At 44.8% G+C, this 22,048-nt stretch carries 24 protein-coding genes and 1 tRNA gene; 15 read left to right on the forward strand and 10 right to left on the reverse strand.

Annotation, left to right across the window (positions count from 1 at the left end):
- Positions 1 to 9: 9 nt before the first annotated feature.
- The 3 genes from GWK48_RS03505 to GWK48_RS03515 all read right to left on the reverse strand — a co-directional run bounded on the left by GWK48_RS03505 (position 10) and on the right by GWK48_RS03515 (position 5,289).
- A complete protein-coding gene (locus tag GWK48_RS03505) occupies positions 10 to 1,842 on the reverse strand; it encodes an amylo-alpha-1,6-glucosidase (protein ID WP_174629651.1) in 1,833 nt (610 codons plus the stop codon).
- 4 nt (positions 1,843 to 1,846) lie between these two features.
- The gene (locus GWK48_RS03510) at positions 1,847 to 3,694 is read right to left on the reverse strand and encodes a glycoside hydrolase family 15 protein (RefSeq protein WP_174629653.1); all 1,848 of its coding nucleotides are present in this window, start codon (positions 3,692 to 3,694) and stop codon (positions 1,847 to 1,849) included.
- Between the two features lie 350 nt (positions 3,695 to 4,044).
- Positions 4,045 to 5,289 (reverse strand): nucleotidyltransferase family protein, encoded by a 1,245-nt coding sequence (locus GWK48_RS03515; protein ID WP_174629654.1) that lies wholly within the window; start codon positions 5,287 to 5,289, stop codon positions 4,045 to 4,047.
- A 34-nt stretch (positions 5,290 to 5,323) separates the two neighbouring features.
- Between GWK48_RS03515 and GWK48_RS03520 the strand changes: the two genes are divergently transcribed.
- From GWK48_RS03520 to mcm, 7 genes are all read left to right on the forward strand, one after another.
- Positions 5,324 to 6,670, forward strand: a complete 1,347-nt coding sequence (locus tag GWK48_RS03520; protein WP_174629656.1) for a glycoside hydrolase family 57 protein — start codon at positions 5,324 to 5,326, stop codon at positions 6,668 to 6,670.
- Positions 6,657 to 8,351: a glycosyltransferase gene (locus tag GWK48_RS03525; RefSeq protein ID WP_246263889.1), complete on the forward strand. Its 1,695-nt coding sequence runs from the start codon at positions 6,657 to 6,659 to the stop codon at positions 8,349 to 8,351. Before GWK48_RS03520 ends, GWK48_RS03525 begins: the two co-directional genes overlap by 14 nt.
- A 9-nt stretch (positions 8,352 to 8,360) precedes the next feature.
- Complete coding sequence (locus tag GWK48_RS03530; protein WP_174629658.1) at positions 8,361 to 8,567, forward strand: MoaD/ThiS family protein; 207 nt, start codon at positions 8,361 to 8,363, stop codon at positions 8,565 to 8,567.
- The gene (locus GWK48_RS03535) at positions 8,560 to 9,195 is read left to right on the forward strand and encodes a hypothetical protein (protein ID WP_174629660.1); all 636 of its coding nucleotides are present in this window, start codon (positions 8,560 to 8,562) and stop codon (positions 9,193 to 9,195) included. Before GWK48_RS03530 ends, GWK48_RS03535 begins: the two co-directional genes overlap by 8 nt.
- Entirely contained in the window at positions 9,186 to 10,295 is a 1,110-nt protein-coding gene (locus GWK48_RS03540) for an FAD-dependent oxidoreductase (protein WP_174629661.1), read from the forward strand. Before GWK48_RS03535 ends, GWK48_RS03540 begins: the two co-directional genes overlap by 10 nt.
- Positions 10,296 to 10,510: 215 nt before the next feature.
- Positions 10,511 to 11,053 carry a DNA replication protein Gins23 gene (gene gins23 / locus GWK48_RS03545; RefSeq protein WP_174629663.1) on the forward strand — a complete coding sequence of 181 codons (543 nt, stop codon included), beginning with the start codon at positions 10,511 to 10,513 and terminating at the stop codon, positions 11,051 to 11,053.
- Positions 11,028 to 13,094 (forward strand): minichromosome maintenance protein MCM, encoded by a 2,067-nt coding sequence (gene mcm / locus GWK48_RS03550; protein WP_174632497.1) that lies wholly within the window; start codon positions 11,028 to 11,030, stop codon positions 13,092 to 13,094. The genes gins23 and mcm overlap by 26 nt, the downstream gene beginning before the upstream one ends.
- Here mcm and GWK48_RS03555 read toward each other — a convergent pair.
- On the reverse strand, positions 13,091 to 13,306 hold the full coding sequence (locus GWK48_RS03555) for a hypothetical protein (RefSeq protein WP_174629665.1): 216 nt from the start codon (positions 13,304 to 13,306) through the stop codon (positions 13,091 to 13,093). The two genes, mcm and GWK48_RS03555, sit on opposite strands and share 4 nt — an antisense overlap.
- 340 nt (positions 13,307 to 13,646) lie before the next feature.
- Here GWK48_RS03555 and GWK48_RS03560 point away from each other — a divergent pair, with 340 nt between their 5' ends.
- Positions 13,647 to 13,883 carry a DUF504 domain-containing protein gene (locus GWK48_RS03560; protein ID WP_174629667.1) on the forward strand — a complete coding sequence of 79 codons (237 nt, stop codon included), beginning with the start codon at positions 13,647 to 13,649 and terminating at the stop codon, positions 13,881 to 13,883.
- A 24-nt stretch (positions 13,884 to 13,907) separates the two neighbouring features.
- On the opposite strand, the gene GWK48_RS03565 is transcribed toward GWK48_RS03560, so the two are convergent.
- Genes GWK48_RS03565 through GWK48_RS03575 form a run of 3 tightly spaced genes read right to left on the reverse strand, consistent with a single transcriptional unit; the run spans position 13,908 to position 15,266 of the window.
- Complete coding sequence (locus tag GWK48_RS03565; RefSeq protein ID WP_174629669.1) at positions 13,908 to 14,240, reverse strand: hypothetical protein; 333 nt, start codon at positions 14,238 to 14,240, stop codon at positions 13,908 to 13,910.
- A 7-nt stretch (positions 14,241 to 14,247) separates the two neighbouring features.
- Positions 14,248 to 14,751: a CDP-2,3-bis-(O-geranylgeranyl)-sn-glycerol synthase gene (locus GWK48_RS03570; protein WP_174629671.1), complete on the reverse strand. Its 504-nt coding sequence runs from the start codon at positions 14,749 to 14,751 to the stop codon at positions 14,248 to 14,250.
- The gene (locus GWK48_RS03575; RefSeq protein ID WP_174629672.1) at positions 14,736 to 15,266 is read right to left on the reverse strand and encodes a P-loop NTPase family protein; all 531 of its coding nucleotides are present in this window, start codon (positions 15,264 to 15,266) and stop codon (positions 14,736 to 14,738) included. The genes GWK48_RS03570 and GWK48_RS03575 overlap by 16 nt, the downstream gene beginning before the upstream one ends.
- An 18-nt stretch (positions 15,267 to 15,284) precedes the next feature.
- On the opposite strand from GWK48_RS03575, the gene GWK48_RS03580 reads away from it, so the two are divergent.
- The 3 genes from GWK48_RS03580 to GWK48_RS03590 all read left to right on the forward strand — a co-directional run bounded on the left by GWK48_RS03580 (position 15,285) and on the right by GWK48_RS03590 (position 17,683).
- A complete protein-coding gene (locus GWK48_RS03580; RefSeq protein ID WP_174629674.1) occupies positions 15,285 to 15,833 on the forward strand; it encodes a hypothetical protein in 549 nt (182 codons plus the stop codon).
- Positions 15,830 to 16,813: a Clp1/GlmU family protein gene (locus GWK48_RS03585; protein WP_174629676.1), complete on the forward strand. Its 984-nt coding sequence runs from the start codon at positions 15,830 to 15,832 to the stop codon at positions 16,811 to 16,813. The genes GWK48_RS03580 and GWK48_RS03585 overlap by 4 nt, the downstream gene beginning before the upstream one ends.
- Positions 16,814 to 17,158: 345 nt before the next feature.
- On the forward strand, positions 17,159 to 17,683 hold the full coding sequence (locus GWK48_RS03590) for a hypothetical protein (RefSeq protein WP_246263890.1): 525 nt from the start codon (positions 17,159 to 17,161) through the stop codon (positions 17,681 to 17,683).
- Between the two features lie 93 nt (positions 17,684 to 17,776).
- On the opposite strand, the gene GWK48_RS03595 is transcribed toward GWK48_RS03590, so the two are convergent.
- The gene (locus GWK48_RS03595; RefSeq protein ID WP_174629678.1) at positions 17,777 to 18,640 is read right to left on the reverse strand and encodes a dihydrodipicolinate synthase family protein; all 864 of its coding nucleotides are present in this window, start codon (positions 18,638 to 18,640) and stop codon (positions 17,777 to 17,779) included.
- A gap of 115 nt (positions 18,641 to 18,755) precedes the next feature.
- Between GWK48_RS03595 and tmk the strand changes: the two genes are divergently transcribed.
- A complete protein-coding gene (gene tmk, locus GWK48_RS03600; RefSeq protein WP_174632500.1) occupies positions 18,756 to 19,343 on the forward strand; it encodes a dTMP kinase in 588 nt (195 codons plus the stop codon).
- Here the strand turns inward: tmk and GWK48_RS03605 are convergent.
- Positions 19,279 to 19,635 (reverse strand): Sjogren's syndrome/scleroderma autoantigen 1 family protein, encoded by a 357-nt coding sequence (locus GWK48_RS03605; RefSeq protein WP_174629680.1) that lies wholly within the window; start codon positions 19,633 to 19,635, stop codon positions 19,279 to 19,281. The two genes, tmk and GWK48_RS03605, sit on opposite strands and share 65 nt — an antisense overlap.
- Before the next feature lie 56 nt (positions 19,636 to 19,691).
- On the opposite strand from GWK48_RS03605, the gene GWK48_RS03610 reads away from it, so the two are divergent.
- Together GWK48_RS03610 and GWK48_RS03615 are read left to right on the forward strand one after the other, a co-directional pair.
- Positions 19,692 to 19,961: a stationary phase-response protein gene (locus GWK48_RS03610; protein WP_174632502.1), complete on the forward strand. Its 270-nt coding sequence runs from the start codon at positions 19,692 to 19,694 to the stop codon at positions 19,959 to 19,961.
- A gap of 33 nt (positions 19,962 to 19,994) precedes the next feature.
- Positions 19,995 to 20,079 (forward strand) — tRNA-Leu (locus GWK48_RS03615).
- Here GWK48_RS03615 and GWK48_RS03620 read toward each other — a convergent pair.
- The gene (locus GWK48_RS03620) at positions 20,061 to 20,813 is read right to left on the reverse strand and encodes a hypothetical protein (RefSeq protein ID WP_425487491.1); all 753 of its coding nucleotides are present in this window, start codon (positions 20,811 to 20,813) and stop codon (positions 20,061 to 20,063) included. The two genes, GWK48_RS03615 and GWK48_RS03620, sit on opposite strands and share 19 nt — an antisense overlap.
- Before the next feature lie 360 nt (positions 20,814 to 21,173).
- On the opposite strand from GWK48_RS03620, the gene GWK48_RS03625 reads away from it, so the two are divergent.
- Complete coding sequence (locus GWK48_RS03625) at positions 21,174 to 21,983, forward strand: ATPase (protein ID WP_174629682.1); 810 nt, start codon at positions 21,174 to 21,176, stop codon at positions 21,981 to 21,983.
- Positions 21,984 to 22,048: the final 65 nt, after the last annotated feature.

Below are 22,048 nucleotides of genomic sequence, written 5' to 3' on the forward strand. Positions count from 1 at the left end.
ACTCTCCAATCAGGATTTGTTAAGTATACTTCTCAGAGCTCTATTGACCTCAGCGACGCTCCACGCTTGGGCAATGCATCCCCCCATTCTATATGGGGGGATGTCCTCAAAGAGCTCTGGGAGAAACCCGTTTTCTCTCAGGGCAACTCTTAGCAACGGATCAAACTTGTTTATTAGCCCTTTCAGTTCTAACGGATTGTCATCAAAATTAAGCTTAGCATCAACGTAAGCACCGATCAGCCAAGGCCACACAGGTCCGTTGTGATAAGCGCGGTCTCTGGAGGTTCTATCGCCTCTGTAGAAAGGGATGTATCCTGGATCCCTCTTGGACAGTGTACTTAGACCGTAGGGTCTAAGGAGCTCACTCTCAACTATACTAATGACCTTCTTAGCTGTCTCGCCCTCTACAACGGGGAACGGAAGAGAGAGAGCGAAAATCTGGTTAGGTCGAACTTCCTCACTTGGGGTTCCATTCCACTTAATGTAGTCGTACAGTCCGAACTCAGAGGGGAACTTCTCATTGAAGGCTGATCTGACTTTATCTGCCTTCTCAGCAAACTCCTCCTCTTTCATTCCCAACTTCTTAGCCAGAGCATCTACGATCATTAGAGCATTGTAAAATAGCGCGTTGACCTCTACAGTAGCCCCCTCCCTTGGGGTTACTACCACACCGTCAAATTGCGCGTCCATCCACGTCCGTGGAGCTCCAATATGGTAAAGTAGATTCCCCCTATTGTAAATAATTCCGTTGCCTTTCCAGTACCAATCCACTATCTCCAAAGCCTTAGGGAAGAGTCTGCTCACGAAGTCTAGATCTCCAGTGTAATTGAAATATTTATAAAGAGCGTTGATTCCCCAGAGAGCTATGTCAACCCCCTTATAGACTACTTCGTTGTTCCCAAGGAAATTATTTGGCATTAGACCCTCATTGACCGCGTTGAAATACCTTTGAAGGATACCCTTTGCCTGTTCGTAAAGCCCGTTAACCAGTAGGATCCCCTCCATGGCTATCATGGTATCTCTTCCCCACTCGTCAAACCAGTGATATCCTGCTATTATGGCGTAGCCAGTCTTTCCCTTAACTAGAAAGCTTTGAGCGGTATCGGAGAGGACGTCCAAGATTTCCCGAGATCTAGGGATTTCTACGGTCCTAACGAAGTTCCCCCAATACGCATCGATCTCTATCCGGTTTCCCTTACTTACCACGCAAAATGGGTTAAAGAGATCCTCCAAGTGATTGCTCCCCCTCTCGTAATCTAGACGATAGAAGAAATTATAGTACCAATAACTGGTAGTCTCCACCTTATGATCGCCCCTAACGTTTACCCTTATGAAAGGGATTCCGTTAGCCTTTAGAGTAATCTCACTGTTGGTATCCACGGTGATCAGTGGATGTCTATCCTTTGTTACGACGTGATGACTCCTGAAGGTTACGAGGGGGCAAATTCTAAAAAACCCCCTCTCAGTCTCATACGAGAGGGTAATGGCATCATATCCGCGGTGTACCGTCAAGGACTTCCTCGCAACTGAGTTGCCAAAGGTATAGTTCCAGGTCACGAAGTTCTTACCCAAGTCCACCCTGTGTAGGAACCTGAATCCCTCTGGGTAGAAGACGTCATCTACGTAATGGTTAGTGGACAGTGGATACTCGTGCTCGTCAGTTACCAGAAAGTCCTCGACCTTAGAGAGTGTTAAGTACCTCCTATGAGGACGATCCTGAGGTATGATGAGGAGGCCGTGGTAAGTTCTAGAGTTTACACCACAGATAGAAGATGAAGAATACCCCCCAGTGCCTGTAGGAATGATCCACTCCCTCTCCTCACACTCAATAGGGTCAAACATGTAGCTAATACTTTCCTCTCAATTTATTTAAGGTGATTATAAATTCGGCGTGAGACCAGACCAGAGGCATAACTGACGTGGACTGAAAGCCTTCAGGATCTACTTGTTCAGGCAGAAGACCAGAGGGAGACGCCCTTTCAACTACCCAGTTGATAAGTTCCTTCCCCTTGTCAGACTTCTTCAGGTCTATCATGTATTGAGCTATCCACAGGGTTGTTATTATCCAAGGGTTAGGTTTAGAACTTCTCCTTTGATACATGTCGTTCTCGTATCTAGCAATTCCTCCATTAATCAACAACTTTTGAATTATGGCCTCCACTGTTGAAACCATGAGAGGATGGTCTGGTTCCAACATACCGAAAAAGTACGGTGCGTACATACTTGCGTCAACTGTGTCGTCCGGTTGATAGCTCTCGTCCAATCTCCTTATGAACCTCCTTCCATTGGTGAGTTTAGCTAACGTCTGTTCCTTCATGGTCTTTGCTACGTCTAGGGCGTCCTCAGCCAGACTCTCGTCCCCCATGCCCTTTGCAAGTTCCGCCCCTTGAGTTAGCCCCCCGTAAACAGTGGATATTGTGTACAAATGAATGCCATACCTCTCCTCCCACAGATCAAAGCTAGGTTTGGGTAAACCGTCCTCCATGTAACGCATCATAAAGTGGAGTGCAGGTTTTACGAATCGTCGGTATATCTCCGTTAACTCATCTAAATCCTTATATCTTCTAAAGTGGTTACCCATTGCCCAGACTTCTAGTGCAGTTTCATCCTCCTGAATAGGTAGGATTTTTTTATTGTTATACAACCAGGGATGCCAGGAACTCGCTAAAGTTCTGTTGGGGTTATACTTGTGATAAAGGTAACCTTCTGAGCTAACTATATCCTTGACGAAATTAAAATGCCTCATGGCAAGCTCACCGTAACCTGCAATGTCCAAGGCATGTGCAGCTATTGCCCCGTCCCTTGGCCAGAAGTACTGATAAGAATCCCCGTAAAGGTTTACAAAGGAGAAGTCAGAGGAGGCAATAATTGATCCATTTATGTCCATGTGATTTTTTATAGTAATGAGGCTTACGTTGTAGAGCCAATTTTCATGATCCGAGAGCCAAGCGCTCTTTGAAAGCCAACTCTTCCAGAACTGGTACACAGACACGAAGGTGCTCTCGACCTGAGCTGGGTTTACATTTCCTATGAGCTTCCTCACCTCCTCAAGGCCCCTCGATGCTCCAATTACGTAATATGCCTTGGCGAAGCTGTTTTTCCTTAAATTCAGCTCTATTCCGGCAGCAGACCTCACGTCACCGTGAGATATTGGGTTTCCGTCCAATCTTCCGTCCTGAATGTCATCCATGGGATTTCCTTTGGTAGTGGAAAACTCCATGGAATTAATAGCAGTAGACATTAGTCTTATTGACAGATATCTTTTGGACTTGTAGTGAATTAGCGACCAAGTATTTGGGTCAAATAGGGCAGTATCTCCGAAGGGGTTGGAGTATATGTTGAAGTCATGAAGAAAGAAGAGCTTAATTTTCCCTTCTATACCCTTGGAGAGAATCTTAAGAATTGAGTAAAATATGGGCTCATTGGTATCGACAAAATTGTAGGAAGTTATTTCCAATCCCGGGTTGGGCACGTCCCATTTTATTTCAACAAGGTTTACTCCCTCCTCGTACGTCATGGTAGTTTTCCACGATGTATCTAAAGAGATCGACTTACCGTCCCATATCGCCACCCTAATAGGGTATCCAGAGGTCTGGTTTTCCATCCCTATATAGGGGTAATAAAAGTCCGTTATCCTTCCATTCTCATCGAAGTTAACTAGAATCCTGCCGTTTCCTATCCCTGCCATCCTCATAATCCATCAGCCCTTCAAAAGTTCTAGAATTACGTTCTATTGAATCCTTCATCATTAGTTCACTCAAAGCAGTTAATAAGCTAGAACTCATACCACTACACTTTAGCGAAGGAAACTAATTTCAAGTTTATGGAATAATTGACCATTCAATTCCCTGTGGGGTAACTCCGGTTGCCAAGGACTCGTTTCATATCTTCGAGAACTTACGTTACTGACTTCCTCCCTAAAGGGCAAGGCCTTCATCAACTGTAACATATTCTTTCGCGGAACGTCCGGAGTAGCGTCGTGAGTTCTCACGCTAGGTCTGGCAGGTATATATAATGTAATCTAAAGAACCGTGTAATTCAGATCTAGGTTAATACCGTGTCATGAATCTTGCTATTTGCGTTTATGATCTTATGTGGGTAAATCTTGGAGTTCACGATCTCAGTGTTAGCATCTATAAGTACGTTGTCCCCTATAACGCTTCCTACTATTTTAGCTCCTCCTCTAATCTCAACATGCCTGGAGATGACAGAATTTTCAATTATTACTCCCTCCCCAATGTACGATCTATCCATTACCGCGCTTCCTACAATTTTTACGTCGTTCCTTACAATGGAGAAGTTGTCAATGGTGGAATTCTCAATGTAAACGTTATTACCTATTTGGCAATGCCTCCCTATCAATACGCTACCCTCTATCTTTAGCTTCCCCCTCCTGTATTTCGTAGCGATGACGTTCCTTCTCCTTATGGAATCAGGGCTAGTTCCTTGCACAAAGATTCTCTTTATCTGATCCATCCTTTTGCCACCCATCTCTTTCTCCTCCAGGTTTTCAAGAAGAACCCTCATGGCGTCAAGGTACCTATCCGGAGTACCCACATCAAACCACAGAGACTCAGTAACGTAACCGTAAACTGGGTAGCCCTTGGATATCAAGTAGGGGATTATATCCTTTCCGAAGTCCATCCTCCCCTCCTCTCTCATTGAGTTTACTTCCTCACTGTTGAATATATCCCTGATCTTGGGAGAGAGAACGTAAACTCCAGTGTTTATCAAATTGGACGGAGCCTCTCCCTCCTTCGGTTTCTCCACAAACCTCCTAATCCTCATGTCTTCTCCCAGGTCAGCCACCCCAAACTCCCTGACATCCTTCCACTTTTTCAACACAATCGTCATTAGGGAACCCCTAGACAGATGGTAATCGATAAGGTCTTGAAGGTTCAGCTTTATCAGGTTGTCCCCTTGGATGACGAGAGTAATACCGTCAATTCTGTAATAGTCCATGTTAATCCTTACGGAATCTGCATTTCCTATGCTGTCAACCCTCGGTTGATACTTGAAATGAACCCTTGGTTTTATCCGGTACCTAGCTGAGAATCCTATTCCCTCCTTAAAGGTGTCAAAGATTGACTTGTAATTCACATAACCTTTCACTCCAAATATAAACTCCTTCACTCCCTGTTTAGCTAATTCTAAGATAGGAAACTCTAACAGAGGTCTATTTAGAAGCCTTACAGTCGCCTTCGATGTCTCAACCGTCAGAGGTCGCATTCTAGTGGCTTCTCCCCCTATGGGGATAATCACCTTAATTTCTTCTGGGGACCACTTCATGATTTATATTTAGCCTTTCTCTCTTAAGTATATTATGACGACCAAGATCATTATGGGATTTGAAGTTCACCAGCCCTTTAGGATAAGAAAGGACGCCTTTTGGAACCCGAGGTTTACTGGTACGCCAGAGGAAAAGTACTTTGATAACAGGCTGAACAGAGAGATATTCGAGAGGGTAAAACAAAAGTGCTACATTCCTGCCACGAACATTATCCTTGAAGAAATAGAGGCAGGGGAGGAAGAGGGGAGGGAGGTTAAGTTCTTCTTCTCGACGTCTGGAACACTTTTGGAGCAGGCCGAGAGGTGGGGAAAGGACTTTCTAGACCTTCTACAGCTTCTGTCTTCCACCAAGAGGGTCGAGTTTCTAGCCCAAACCTATTATCATTCCATTTCTTCGCTATGGGAGGACAAAACAGAGTGGAGAGAGCAAGTTAGGACGCAAATGGAAACTGTAAGGTCTCTACTTCACTACTCTCCCGTTACCTTTGAGAACACAGAACTTCTCATCAATCAGGTCATTGCGGAGGAAGCCGAGAAAATGGGATTCAAAGGCATTATGATGGAGGGCAAGGAGCAAGTGCTTAAGGGAAGGAGTCCCAACTACGTATATAGGAGGAAAGGGGGAAGAATCTCTGTCCTCCCTAGAAATTACGTCCTTAGTGATGACATTGCATTTAGGTTCTCAAACGTAAAGTGGGATCAATACCCCCTGACTGCTGAGAAGTTCTCATCCTGGGTCAAGTCGTCTCCAGGTCAGCTAGTTACCCTTTTCGTGGACTATGAAACCTTCGGAGAGCATCAGTGGAGGGAGTCCGGGATCTTGGACTTCTTGAGGTGGTTACCCAGGGAGCTATACAGAGCTGGAGTAGATATGAACCTACCCAGGGAGGTTGAGGACAGCCCATATTACGATTTAGATATTGAGGGGATCTCTTCTTGGGCTGACATAAGGAAAGACCACTCCAGTTGGCTTGGAAATATCATGCAGTGGGCATATGATGAGGCTGTAAGGAGGTGCGAAATGCCATCTAAGGAACTCGGTAGAGACTATCTAAAGACCTGGAGGTACTTCACGACCAGCGACAATTATTACTACCTTTTTACTGAGGGTGGAGGACCAGGAGAGGTTCACTCGTACTTCAACGCATATAATTCTCCCATTGACGCCTTCCTCAACGAGTTTTATGCTGTAAACTCGTTCCTTCATGAGGAATTAACTACCCTTGGAGTTAAGAACGACCCATTCTTCTTCTACAAGGAGGGGAGGAGAGTTAACGTAGCCTGGAACGAGAACGAGTTTAAGGAAATTATAAAGAGGGATGAAACCCTTAAGGATCACATCAAGTATCTGAAGGAGTGGTTAGGCAGTGAGAAGAATTGAATCGTTATGGATACCGGACTCCCTGGAAAGCGTGTGGATGATCGCCTTCGAAATGAAAGGAATAACGACGTCCGGCGGTCTCGGTGCGGCAGTTTACGCCCTTAGTACTTCGTTGGTGAAGAAAGGGGTGAAGGTCTCGGTCATAATGCCCTCTCACGGTAGGCATATGGACATAATGTACAGATCTAGGCTAAAGCTGAGAGAACTGCCCACTTCAGTCAGTGGGACGAGGAGAGGTATGGACGGTAATGTGTACCCTTTCAACTTAGGGTTCGAACTGGGAGAAATGGACGGTGTAGAAATCATAATGGTTAAGGGTATGGATTACCAGACAGGACGGATAATGGATTCCTGGAACGTGTATGAGAACTCAATGGAGAAGTCGGCGTTGCTGGCTAGGGCTATGGATCATTTGGTCTCTACCCTGAAACTGGAAAACGTGCCCTCGCTGATCCATGCCCACGACTGGCATGCCGTTGTCCCTGGAGTTAAGGCAAAGATGAGCCTGGAAGAGAGGAGGGTAATAGTTCCCTTAGTTTATACCGTTCATCTCTTGAACAAGGTGGGTGCCCCTTGGCATTACGCTTCAGAGGAGTGGTCCGGACTAGTTAACTGTAACCACTACGTGTGGATGATTTCAAAGCACGTGTTGAGGCAGACGTCAAGCCTTTGGGACATGTGTGAAGGAAAGATAGAGAGGTTCGGCTTCTACGAAGCTGATCTCATTACCACAGTTAGTAGGAGTTACCTCATTTACGACTTAATACCTTTTGCAGGTAACTTCACTGAAAATAAGTCCTGCGTTATCTATAACGGAACAGATTGGGACATTAACCAGGTCAGAGAGTACGCTAACAAATTCATGGGTACAGATAATAGAGCTCAACTAAGGGCTACGTTATTCTCTTCAATAAGAAATAATAGATTCGTCCCTAACGACTATAACACTGGGAACATGTTGTGGAACAACAGACAGAGACTTGGGATAAGGGATGATTGGAGCTACGAACCTTTGGAGAGAGGGCAACTTGTCCTTTTTGCAGGTAGGCTCGTATACCAAAAGGGGGTGGACCTTTTAACAAGAGCGTTCCGGGGAGTGGTTGAGAAGATCCCTGATGCAAGGTTAGTCATCTTGGGGATCCCGTCTGACGATTACGGGCTTCTCCAGGATCTAATTGATCGAGCTTCAGAGTTGAAGGACAACGTGAGGATATTTGCCCTAAGCTCCATTGAGCCAAACCTGTTCAAACTATGGCATTACGCAGCTTCAGTCGCGGTCATGCCCTCTCGATGGGAACCATTTGGAATAACAGCAATTGAAGCCATGGCTGTTGGAACCCCAGTGGTCGCTTCTGCCGTGGGAGGACTTACAGAAATAGTGGACGACGTCAGGTCAAACGAGATGGGTAACGGGCTTCTTGCAGAGAAAGAGAACATAGAATCCATAAAGAACGCCCTCGTGGATGCTGTAGCGCTCTCCAAGATGGGTGAAACAGGAGAGAACGGGTTACTAAACTTGATCTCGCCAAATGTTAAGGAAAAGTCCTGGGATAAAGTAAGGGAAAATGCCGTAAAGAAGGTCGACTCTAGATTCAGGTGGTCAGCCATATCAGATCAAGCTATGGAGTGCTACTCTAGGGCAATGACTATGGCCAAGTATAGGGCATCTGCCTACATGTGAGGTGATAGAGTGAAGGTACTGGTTTATCTTCCTAGGGACAAAAAGGAGAGGACTATTGAGCTGGACAAGGAGCTCACAGTGAGAGCGTTGGTAAAGAAACTGGGGCTAACAGTTCAGGGCAGCGTGGTACTTAGGGACGGAGTTCCATTGCTTGAAGACGAAGTAGTAAAGGACGGAGATAGGCTGACGGTATTTCAAACTGCATCAGGTGGATAGCTTGAACCTTGGCGACCTCAAGAGCCCAGACACTGAAAGGAGGGCGAAGGCTTGGCATGAACTCCAGAAATTGATAGAAAGCGGAAAAGATTTGCGTAAGTACAGGCTATATTTCAGATCTTTGCTGTGGTATCCGTTACAGGGGGTGAGGGAATCCGCCTGGGAACACCTTCAGGTCTACAAAACCGTTGGGGTAACCGGTATCGAGAAGGCATTTTCGTCCAGCTCGGATAGGATTAAACTCACTGCGTGGCAACACGCCAAGGAGGCTCTATCCCTTGGTCTCGTGGATAGTGGTCAATTATCTAAATTAACTCCACACTTTTGGAGGTTATTGAGAAGCTACTTTCCAACAGTTAGAAAGAAGGCATGGAACCTCCTCCCAACTTTGATTGAGATGGGCATTGTGGAGAGGAATGATGGATCCAGGCTGATAGAATTCTTGAGGAGCAAGAAAGTTGGAGTCAGAATATTGGCGTGGAGTAAGGTAAGGATCCTGATGGAAAGAGGTATACTGGACGAGGAACAGGTTAAGCAGAATTTTCAATATTTGGTAGAGATGACCGAGAAAGATTCGTTGGCCTCTAGGAGAGCAAAAAAGATTCTGGGTGAGTTTGGTTGGACGTAAGCGTTGTAGGTGGCGGAATAGTTGGTCTAATGTCAGCTTACTTCTTGTCTGAAGAGGCTGACGTAACCCTATATGATCCTGACCCTGGATCTTACTCCGTCCATGCCGCTGGGCTCATAGAGCCTTACAGGTTTGACAAAATCAACACAACTTCTATGCTCGCGAAAATGGTAAAGTACATGAGGAGAGGGGTCACAGAGGTTAGACAGGTGAACAAACTATGGCTAAGGGAGCTACTCTTGTCTCTGAACAAAGAACCTCCTCCAGACGCTTGGAATATCATGAGGGAGATGGCTGAGTTTTCTCTAAAGTTTTACAAGGAAATGGCCAGTGAAAGAAACGACTTTGGTTACAGGGAAGATGGGTTGCTGGAGCTCTATACAAGTAAAGAACAGCTGGAGCAGGGAGCCAAGGAGGAGAGATCTAGCCCTTTTCGCCCCAAGCACGAGATAGTGGACGTCCCTGGGTTTGCAGGGGGGATATTCTTCCCTGAACTAAGTAGGATTGAGACAGAGAAATTCGTGAGGAGGATTCTCCATGAGTTGGAATTCAGGAAAGTGAGGATAATTAAAAAGCGGGCTTCCCTGGATCTGCAAAAAGGCAAAGTAGATGGGAAAGAAAGCGACGTGATCGTGGTATCCAACGGGATCTGGATGAACCAAATTTTCCCTATGCCCCTAACTGCGTTTAAGGGATATGGCTATTGGATTCAAGGGGAGTCCAAGATCGATAAGGCCTTCGTCACGGTAGATGAAGGAGTTGCGGTCTCCCCATTGTCAGATCACGTGAAGGTCACTGGGGGATTCTCAGCCGACTTCAGCGACAACTGGAGAGGAGACTTTGTTCTCGAAAAAGTTTCAAATTTCGTTAAAATAAATAAAATAATAGAGAAGAGTATGGGGTTTAGACCGTGTTCTCCCGATGGGTTTCCTATCCTTGGAAGAAAGGGGAAGATAGTTATTGCTACCGGAGCATGCAGACTGGGTTGGAGTTACGGACCTGCAATGGGACTTCATTCAACTGAACTGGCCTTAGGAAAAGCGAAGAATCACCCCTATCTTTCTAGGTTAGTAGAAAGATACATAACAATTCCGAGTTGAAGCCCTACACTTTTCAGATCCTTAACATGTGGATTAAGAAATGGATATAAGAGAATCTTGATTGAGTCCGAGAGAGATCAGCATATAGCGTCCCTCGTTTTATGGGCCTGGTATAGATAGCGGTTATGGAACCGGCAGGGGAATCTGCTTCCCTGGCATGAACCGCTATCCTTTAATTTAGTAGAATAGTAGAATATCAGTTAAGGCTGGAGAAATTGCTCACTGTTAAGTATAAGGCTTTGAAGAGGCTAGTGAGAGCTAAGAAAAAAAAGGTGGACGTTATCGATGACGGAATTACCATTGATCTGGGGCATGAAGAGGTCAAATTGATCAAGGGTAGTCAAGCTGAAATTCCGATCTGGCTCACTGAAATCTTAGAACAAGAGGGTTACGTCTCTCCCTCCCCGATTTCCATTGAAGAGATATCCAAGTACCTGTATCAAGAGAAGCAAAACTCAACAGTACCGGGTTCACTCGTGCAATTACCGTGGGACTTCTACATGAGAGCTAAGGCTACTTTGAGCGAGCTTACAAAGGGTAAAAGTATTCAGGAGGTGGAACGTCTCAACAAAATCTCCTATATGATAAACGAGGTGGTGAGGATTAGACTGAGAAAAATTATACAGCTAGCCAGTCTAAACGTAGGGGACCAAACCATTTTAAGCAAGCTGACCCCAGAGGAGAATTTGATATTTTTAGAGCTTAAGAAGAACTTAGAAATTATCAACGGTGATATTGGTGGAAACACAATCGGTTGAAATAGTTGAGAGATTCGAGGAGTTCCTTAGGACAAGGAGGGACGAGAGTGGAAACCTGAAGTATGTCCAACAGATTAACGAAATGATAGCCTTTAGGAAGAAGAGCCTTGTAGTGGATTTTAACGACCTGTACCAATTTGACGAGAAGTTGGCTACAGAGCTCATTAATAATCCCCTTACCGTGCTTCCAACCCTTGAGGAGAGGATAATTCGAGTAATAGAGGGCTCAGACCCTAGTTTCGTATCTGAAGTCCAGAAGGTGCACCTACGCCTCGTGAACGTTCCCAAGTTAGTGGAACTAAGGAAAATTAGAAGCAGTGAAATTAACAAGATAGTTGCAGTTGAGGGAATTCTCACCAAACAGACCCCAATAAAGGAGAGGGCTTTCAGAATAGTGTTAAAACATGTGCACCCTGAGTGCAATGAGGAATTCAAGTGGCCAGAAAATGAAGAAATGGAAGATACAATAAAGATGCCTGCCCTTTGTCCGGTGTGTGGAAAACCTGGGCAATTCGACGTAGTACCGCAGAAGGCTGAATTGGTTGACTGGCAAAGGGTCATAATACAGGAGAGACCGGAGGAGGTTCCCCCAGGGCAAATTCCCAGACAACTCGAGGCAGTATTTGAGGACGATCTTGTGGACTCAGCTAGACCAGGGGATAGGGTAAGATTTACCGGAATTTTGACGATTAAGCAGGACTCCTTCTTAAGAAAGGGTAGCAGATCGATCTTCGACATCTACTTGAAAGTAATGAGCGTAGAAATATCCCAGAAAGTCCTTGATGAAGTGGAAATAACTGATGAAGATAAAAAGAAAATCCAGGATATGGCTAAACACCCTTGGGTGAGGGAGCAGATCATATCTTCCATAGCCCCTTCAATCTACAACCATTGGGAGATCAAGGAGGCGATAGCGCTGGCCCTCTTTGGAGGGGTATCTAGGATTATGGAAGATGGCACAAGAACAAGGGGAGACATTCACGTACTTATTATTGGCGATCCAGGTACCGCAAAGTCTCAAATTTTGCAGTTCGCAGCGAGGACCTCCCCACGATCAGTATACACTACTGGAAAGGGTGCAACAGCAGCAGGACTTACTGCCGCGGTAGTTAGGGAAAAGAATAGCGGAGACTATTACCTAGAAGCTGGAGCCCTAGTCCTAGCCGACGGCGGAGTGGCAGTAATAGACGAAATTGACAAGATGCGTGATGAAGACAGGGTAGCCATACACGAGGCAATGGAACAACAAACCGTATCCATAGCCAAGGCCGGGATACTTGCCAAACTCAACGCCAGAGCGACCATAATAGCTGCTGGAAATCCCAAGTTTGGAAGGTATATTCAAGAGAGGGGCGTGGCTGAGAATATAGACCTACCACCCACTATACTGTCCAGATTTGATTTAATTTTCATCCTAGTGGACAAACCTGGAACAGAGGATCAGAACCTCGCAAGTCACATACTGGACATGCACGGAGGTAAACAGCTTAGAAACTTCATATCTACGGAAGATTTGAAAAAATATATAGCGTTTGCTAGAAAATACATAAGCCCTAAGTTAAATAATGAGGCGAAGAAGCTTCTAGGGGACTTCTATGTCGAAATGAGGAAGAAAAGTAGCGAAAATCCCAACACGCCCATACTAATTACTCCAAGACAATTGGAGGCCCTTATTAGGATCACTGAAGCCTACGCTAGAATGGCCCTAAAGGAGGAAGCAGGGAAGGACGATGCCGAGAGAGCGATAAACATAATGAGGATATTCCTGGAGAGGGTCGGTATAGACGTTGAGTCTGGAACCCTAGACATTGATACCATAATGACGGGGAAACCCAAGAGCGCTAGAGAGAGAATGGTGAAGATAATCGAGATAATAGACCAGATTTCATCGGAGAAGGGATGCGCTAAGTTGAAGGATGTAATAAGAGAGTCGGAGAGAGAAGGGGTCGAAAGGGGGAGCGCTGAGAAGATCATAGGGGATATGAAGAAAAGTGGTCTAATTTACGAAGTTAGTTCTGAGTGTTATAAGAAAGTCACTTAGCTCCTTTTGTAAATCTCCAAGGGGGTCCACAATATCCATGATGGAACAGAATTTATTAACTCGTAAGCTTCCTCCCAGCTCGCCAAGTTAAGTTCTCTTGCTAACTCCTCTAGAGTTAGCATCGTCCTAGCGTATTTGTTTAGGATGGCTACAGCGTTTTCATCTATACTAATTTCTTTTCCACTGGAAAGCTTTACCTTTATTGTTTCCATGGGATTACGAAATCTCTCTGGACTAAATATAGTTAACGCATGAGAAGAACTGCCTCCCTCCCTTTCACAAATTTCAAACATCTCCAGAATCTGGAATTAAATTAGTTAAGAGACTCTTTTTCCCCAAGGACTCAAATAACGTTTCCGCAGGCTTTCCCTAGCTCATCTAGAAGGACGCTATACCATCTCTTCTGATGCTCTTGCGAGATGGTTTTTCCTTCTCGTTATGGGCTTTTCTGAACTCCAGACCAAAAACACTTTTTAATCCAGCGAGTTCATGGCTCATGAAGCTTTCCAGTCATGGCGAGAAAGTTTTTAGTTGGTTATAGGAACTTAACTCATGATCAGAGACGCCATAAATAGGGTCATCTGGTCTGGTGAGGACTTAAAAAGTTTCACCATAGTGGTGAGAGATAGGGTTAAAGTTGTAGCCGAGATCCCCTTTACAGACCTAGAGGCTGTCGATAGACATTATCTTTACCTAAAGGATGGGAACGTAATTCCGCTCCACAGGGTTCTGGAGATAAGAAGGAACGACGAAACCTTATGGCATAGATATTCGAAGAAAACCACCTAAGCTCATGGAAAGGTTGAGATATTCTCATATGTTATGGATTATATTGTTTACGTTGGACACTCCATATAGCTCCCAAATTAGTATGGATAAAATCATGACTGCAAAAATGATGGTAAACGCCCCTATTTCAACCTGTTTTCTCTCAAGAAAGTACACTCCTGCCAGCATCATACCAAGCAGAATGAGCCCAAGTACGAGGTAACCCCCATTGCTCGGTCCACCCTGCGAATAGGTAATCGGCGATATGTAGTAAGGAATAGCCAACACCCCTGCTATCCCCACCAGCAATATTACCATTAGAATAATAGTAATATATGTAGAAAGAATTTGAGACAACGTTCTCTGCGAATTTACCATGAACTATCTACCACGGTACGCTTTTTATTTTTAATCGAAACGCAATTGCGTTACTTACAACGTGGGCCAGAAAGGCTATTAGAGCTACAAATAGAAACTGAATCAGGCTAACCCTCAGACCTGTGAGAATCCCAAATAGTGTAGAACCTAAAACAAAGTCTAATTGATCCAAACCGAGAGCCCTTCCACCTCTTGGTATGTTTAATCTTCTCTTTATGAAAGCCCCTATCATGTCCCCAACCATTGCACCCAATGCTTCCCCAAAGGATATTAAAATCCAGGGGTATCCGAAGAAGAAGGATAATGCAACTCCCACGGTAGTGCCATACGTAATTGCCATTAAGAGGCCCTCGAAGGTCTTGCCATCCCCTAAAATTCTTCTTCCATCCACGAAATTTCTCCTGAAGTCGATGGGTGTCCCGTTCTTCACCAGTGGGCCTGAACCATTGGCAACGAAAGCTGGTATGTAATAGATCAGTCCTAGCAGTAACTCACTCACGATGTAATACATCCTTCCACACCGTCTGATTTTATCTTGAATTTGCATTTTACGTTGTTTCCGATTAAATATCTCCCTGTAGTCCTGAAGACGTCTTCAGAGTAGTAGAGCATAATCTTGTGTCCACTGACCCTATTGTTAATGGACATGTCCCAGGTCAACAGGACTTTTCCTGGGGTTGACTTCAAAAGGTTGAGGGTCATGAGAAGGGGTCTATGCTTTCTGTCCATCCTGAAGAACCTGTTTACGGAATCTACAACTACAATTCTTGGTAGTTTGCCCGGAGACTCGACCACTGCGCTGAAAAGTTCAAACGGACTGTTTACGTTCACAAAGAGCGAGTCCCATTTCCCTCTAACTCTACCTTCATAACTAACCCCAGATGTGGACAGATATATCCCTCTCCCAACCTCTCTCAGTACCTGGAGAGATAAAGCAGTTTTCCCTGAACCTGCCATCCCAAAGAGCGAAACGAAACGGCCCCTCTGAAAGAGGAAACTGCTTATTGATAAATGTTTATATCCCACTGTCTAATATTAAAAATTGTGAAAAATAAAAAGGTACTCCTTGAGGTGGAGAACCCCAAACTTTTCTCACAACTTTACCTTAAGCTTAAGGAACTTGGCTTCGAGATCTCTCAGGGAGAAGAATCCGTGAAGGTGACTGATCACGGTATGGGAGATGTAGTCCTTGACCGGGTGTCTAACCTATCCAACGCGGTCAGTAGGATCTACTTAAAAAGTCTGGGGAAGGAGAGGTTTGATGAACTCCTGATCGGGATAGATACAAACAAGGAAAGACTGACAGTTGCGGTAATAGCTGATGGCAAGCTCATGGAGAGTAGGGAGGTCGGGTTGGAGGCCGTGGCTGAGTACATAGAAGATGTGCTCTTGAATTATCCTCACAAGAGGGTCTATCTAGGCGTTGGAGCAGGAAATGAGACAGGAAAAAAGGCTTTCCAGTATCTAAGGAAGATTTTTCCATACGCAAAGATGGTGGATGAGAGCAAGACAAGTGGCAGAAGCCCGTACGTGGACATCAGAGATAGGGATTTGAGGGCTGCCTATAAGATAGCTCTTAGGTCTACTTTATGATGGTGAGCAGGGATCAAGATCTAATACTCAGAGGACCTTGTAAGTTAAGGGTATTAAAGGGAGACGTCCAGATCCTGGGATTGAAGAGCTTAGAGTACGAAATTAAAGGTCCCTCTACCTTCACAGTCCATTCGGAGGATCGGGGAGAGGTCGAGGGAGACTGTAAGGTGGTGGCAAAGGTGAAGTCGCTAGGTTGGGATGGTCTTGCTGAAGTTGTTGCCGAGACTGGAGGAAGAGTTTTAGTGATTGGAGGCTCAGATTCAGGCAAAACTTATCTCTCCAAACTAATATACAACATCGCTGAAGGTTTCTCATTTGTAGATTTGGATGTGGGACAATCTAGCCTGTTTCTCCCAGCATTTATCTCAAAATTTGGAGGAGGTAAATTATGGCTTGATAACGAATTGAACTTCACTCAGGCTGAGTTTTTTGGAGACATCTCTCCGTCTAGGTATCCACAGAGACATCTAGACCTGTCGGTTAAGTTAGCGTGGGATAATAACTTGATAGTGGACACTGATGGCTGGATAAGCAAGTCCGGGTTCAAGCACAAGGTCAAGCTGATTGAGATCCTGGAACCAGAATATATTCTGGTAATGGACAATGAGTTGTTGAACCGTATGCCTGAGGAATACCAGGACAGGATAGTTCTGGTAAGGAAGGTACCACTGGATCTGCAGAAGACACGGGAAGCTAGGATTAAAAATAGACAAGCCCTTTACAAAAGGTATTTCTCCAAGAGTTCGCTTGTTTCAGTCTCTCTCGACGGCAGGAGGACAGGTATGAGATCCCCCTTCTGTTACCCCGCACATTTGCTCAACGGACTTCTAGTTGGACTCTTAAAGGAAGATAAGATAGTTGGAGCAGGGCTGATGAGAATAGCTGAAGACACGAAGATAATGACACCCCTAGAGAGCTTTGATGACTACATTTTAGGTTTTGTCTCTATCACAGAAGAGGGCAATGAGATTAGATTGTGACTTTCTTCTGACTCCTCCCAGCCCTAAAAGGCGAGGCTTTCATCAATTGTAATATTTTGTCGTTGAAAGAATAGGGTTTTTATCAAACTCATACCTTAACCCAGACTAGGAAGCTTCTGGCTGTACAAGTGACTTATCCTCAACAAAGATGGGCTGGACATCTGAAGTCTGTGGGACCGGGACACGATAGTGCCCATCCCCCATGTGCTACACTAACCCTAGAATGGGAGGTATGTCATGAACTCGCCTTGTTTCGCTCTTCATTATAAAAATTTTACTTATTTTCGTGTTTTGCAGGAGCGGATTCGGAATAAGTATATAACTTCTGGCGGGCGGAAGTATCTTGTGAGAACGGGCTTACTGATTGTTGCTGGTGTAGTTATGGCATTGAGTCTCGCCTATGTCTCCATCCTCATAGGGAGTATGTCATTTTATCCTTTCCACGATAGGTTTCAGAGAGAGGACCTCGAAACGGGCATATCATTGGACAATCAACACAAAATAGTGTTCTACCCAGCCATGGGATTTGAGGGCACGTATAACTTTTCCCTGAATGATACGATGAGGGAAGGCATGGGGTTTTATAGTACGATATTCTGCCATGAAAGTACCCTAAATGTGTCTCCCAGGGAAATCTACGCCTCACCTAATTCCACTTTAACATTCACCATAGGCTTAGGGCCAGGCGGGTTTGTTCATATAGTGGGCGATAACGGCTTCTATTCTGTAGATCAGATCCAAGAGAATGTAGTTCAGGGAAACGTCTACCTCAACGTGACGCTGACCTTGAGGAACGTCCCTCCTGGCACACTTTGGATACCAGTATGGGATTCTTGCAGAACTGTATACGTTGAGGTTGTTGTGTCCTAGCTTTGCCCACGTTAATTGATCTGGGGTCAAAAAGGATCTCGACGTCAGACGGGAATAATTTCTTCACTGCTCATCCTACATCGATTTCATCACTTAAAGACCAAACTCCTTTAGGGTCGCATATATGTCCCCTTCGATATTAATGTTTTCCTGCAGGGGTTCCCTGACCCTTCCAGTATAAACGCCCCTATACCTCAAGGCAATTTTTACGCCTGCTGGGTAGTCTCCGGCCGAGATGACGAAGGCTAATTTAGAGACTTTCCTTTGAGACTCCATAGCCTGTGACCAGTTCCCACTTTCAAATGAATCTACGATGTCCTTTACTAACTCAGGTGCAAAGTTAGCGACTGCAGTGACAACCCCGTCTCCACCGTACATTAAGGACGGTAATATCAGATGCTCAGTTCCCATAAATAGTTTGAAATGCTTAACATCCTCCTTTACTTTGAGGTACTCCAAGAAGGATACCATATTGTTGGTGGTATACTTCATTCCCTGGATGATGCCCTCAGCGGCTAATTTTTTGGTAACGTTTATACCAACAGTATAACCAACGTAGTCAGGTATGTTGTAAACGTAGACTGGAACGCCCAATTTAGAAATCGCCTCGTAGAACTTCAGTACTCCCAATTCTGACGGTCTGTGATATAGTGGAGGTAAAGAGAAAAGAGAAGACGCTCCCATGTCAACGAATTCCTTAGCAAGTTTCACTGTTCTCTCTATGGAGTTCTCATTCACTCCCAGAATGGCACCTGATCCTAACGCTTCAATGGACGTCCTGGCTATGGAGATTTTTTCGTCATACGACAACAGTTTACATTCCCCAGTGCTTCCCATCACCCAAAATTCTCTCATGCCTTTGGTCCTATCAAAATTGTATAAGGTCTTGAGAGCTTCTAGATCTACCTCTCCCTTCTCTCCGAAAGGAGTCACATTAGCTACAATAATTTGTTTCATAGTGGTTGAAGATCAATGTGAACTTTAAAGCCTAACCGCGAAGGTTTGCATCACTGAACCTGGACGCTAAACTTGATATGGCAATATAGTTAAAGCCCTTGTCAACAATGATTACATAGTGAAACTGATAGCCATAGAGGGAATAGATGGGTCTGGGAAGACTACTTTAGCTAGGGCTCTCCATGAGAAGCTTTCAAGGAAATACAAGGTGGTTCTCACTAGCGAACCCTTCACGCAGGATATTCTGAACCTTTTGGAAAAGTACGGCTGGAAAGATCAAGTACTCCTAGCTCTTCTCTTCTCAGCAGATAGGGAAATCCACGTAAGGTGGATGATGGAACAGGACGCTGAGATAATAATCACTGATAGATATTATTATTCTACGATTGCCTATCAAGGTGTACGCGTTCAGGAGGAATGGTTGATCTCCTTAAACTCCGTCTTTCCTAGACCTAACCTCACTATCCTTTTGGACGTACCTCTGGATGTAGCATGGGAGAGGTTAAGCAGGAAAAGAGATTCGATGAACTTTGAGGAAAAATTGAGGTCTCTCGGGGAAGTGAGAGAGAGGTATCTGAGGCTAGCTAAGAAGGAGGGCTTTCATGTCTTGGACGGGACTAGACCATTGGAGGAGTTAGTTACTGCTTCTCTGGACTTGATTCTCGGATCCTTTTCAACCTCTCTAAGGAATCTAAGTATCTGATTACCTGCATGATAACCTCCGAATCCATTGGATCATTTTTAAGCTTCTCTACGACGCCATTCAAGGACTCGACCAATATCTTCTCTGCGGAGTCAAGTAGCAACTCCCGTTGGAATTTCCTCTCCTCCTCTTCGTCCTTGGCTAATATCACTCTACCGTGAACTGGACACACGATCTCTCCGTTTCTCAATTTGTAGAGTGGGCTATTACATAGGGGGCATGCCTCGCTCAGCATTGTCGCACCTTGTTTAAGGAGCTCGGCAGCCTTTTTCACGCTCTGTTCTGACGACATACAAGTCTACATAAACCTAAAATTGGTAACTTAAAAAAATATAGTGGGTGAAAATGTTGGCGACTCTTTATGACAACGAAGCCAAGATTAAGCAAGCAATAGTTCTCCTGCAGAAGGTAGTAAATGATACGAGTGTCCCCAGGAACATTCGTAGGGCTGCAAGCGATGCGATAAGAAATCTCCAAGATCCATCATTGAGTCCGGCCGTGAGAGCGGCCAACGCTACCTCGATTCTTGACGAGATCAGTCAGGACCCCAACATGCCTTCCCAAACCAGAATATCGATATGGAACGTCGTATCTATCCTCGAGACCATAAGAGACTAGTTTTTTAAAAGAAATCTGCTAAGTGAGTAGTGTGCGGGGGTGCCCGAGCTAGGCCAAAGGGGGTAGGCTTAGGCCCTACTGGAGTAGTCCTGCGCGGGTTCAAATCCCGCCCCCCGCAGGTTTAACCTCCTCTGGCTCCTCGTACCACTTCACCTTTTCTCCAACCTTAGCTCTAAGCTTCCATTTCATTGACTTAGGGTGAGATTCGATCCTCTGTATTAATTCTGAAAGCTTATCTGAGGCAACCTTCCCCAAATCATTGGACAGAAACTCTTTCATTCTCCCGTAGTTTATAGAGAAAGTTTTGTAGAAACCCCAGTCATCCGAGAGAAGCTCCGCAATATAGTCTCCATTGAGCTCCTTATCGTAATCTCTATTCGTCACCCTGAACTCGTAGAGCAGTGCAGCAATGTCTTTTTTATCGTTCTCAGTTAAATTAATTATCTGCATCTTTGTTAGGAGTAGATCTGATGGCGGAATTGAAGGAGAATATATACTCAATCTCCCCCTCAAATCAAGCTTGTGACACATTACAAACTCGTCTAGAAATATATCAACGTTAGTACCCAAAACCGGATCGTAAAACAAGAGCCTGTTGTAGCCGTGCAACGCGTTAAACCTCTTATCTGGTTGCATGCCGAGCTTCTCTAATAGTTCGATAATCATCTTCCTTTGAGACGACAAACCAAAGTAATCGGCATCCTTATAGGTTCTAGGGTAGAGCTTGGAACCTTCAGGAGCTATGGCTGCTACAGCAGCACCGCCAATTAACCTCAAGGTGACATTGCTTTGGTTACCTGAGTCCACTACCTCGAGGGCTCTCTTTAAAAGAATGGACCTGTCAACTGGAATGCGTTACACCCTATAATAGCGAGCGTTCTTAGATATTTGAGTTTTTATCTTTTATCTTTGTAACTTTTTGCTAACATGAACGTCAACTGAAATCTGAATTTGTACGTATAGGTCACGATGTAGTATATGGACCAACAGAGCATATGACGAAAGCAGGAACCGAAGAAAGACTTCCGTTGAGTGCTCGTAGCGTGATGCAATCGGTACAGCAATTATAACCCTCGAAGGTTAAAACCTAAAACCTTACTTCTGGAAAGGCTCCTCAATCGATTTTGAACTACCTTTTATGCGTTCATTTACGTCCCGTTAATCAAGAGCAATTTTATCCTATAGCCTTAATCTCAATTGAGGGGGTTTAACATGAAAGTGCTAATCAATGGAGGACTTCCCTACGACTCCGGGAAGACCAGGTTCGGGTTGACCCTGCTCTCTAGGTTAATTGAGGTTGGGGTTAACGTTGTCCCAATGAAACCCGTAGCGGGGCACAACGCCTGGTATAGCTTCTCAACCTTATTGAGGAGCCTTGATCTCAATGTCTTGGTAGGGAACGATGCACTTTCCTATTATGATGTGACCAAAAGGGAGATTAGTTTGATAAACCCCTTTTCAGCCCTACTCTTTCCAATAAATCTAGATTTATTGGAATGGAACTTCCCGCTTTACAGTTCCATGATGGAGAGAGGGTACCCCGTTCTCTTTAGACTAAGAACTCAAGACTCCACGGCCTATTTTCTAGGACCCGTGAACTTAGTCCCTGAGTCTCTAAAGGAAATTTTGGGCAGGCTCATCTCCACTTTTAAACCAGTGGCAATATCCGAAAATGAAGCTTGGAACCTAATACTTGATTCGGGCTACCTAGTTGACCCTCTCGTCCAAAGGGTTCTAAACGAGAACGAACATGTCATGATTGAGTCCTACAATAACGCGGCGTCACCGTCACCTTCATCATCGCAGGTAGACGTAGTTGTTACTGTAGTACCTTCAAAGGCCTATGTATTCAGTGGATCGGAATATAAGAGATTCCTGGAGCTGAACTCCATCCCACCTTGGATAATTAAGGCAGAGGCTGCTTTCAAGTATATAAAGCCTAAGGGGTTTCCTCTGGAGCCAATTACTTCCAAAAATGATGAAGTCTTGGATTATATCCTCAAGGAGATGGAAAGACGGTGAGGGAAAAAGCCTCACATGTCCTCTTGAACTGTGCAGACTTAATCCCTGTCTTGTCTAGAAAGGAA

Source organism: Metallosphaera tengchongensis (assembly GCF_013343295.1).
Taxonomy (GTDB): Archaea; Thermoproteota; Thermoprotei_A; order Sulfolobales; family Sulfolobaceae; genus Metallosphaera; species Metallosphaera tengchongensis.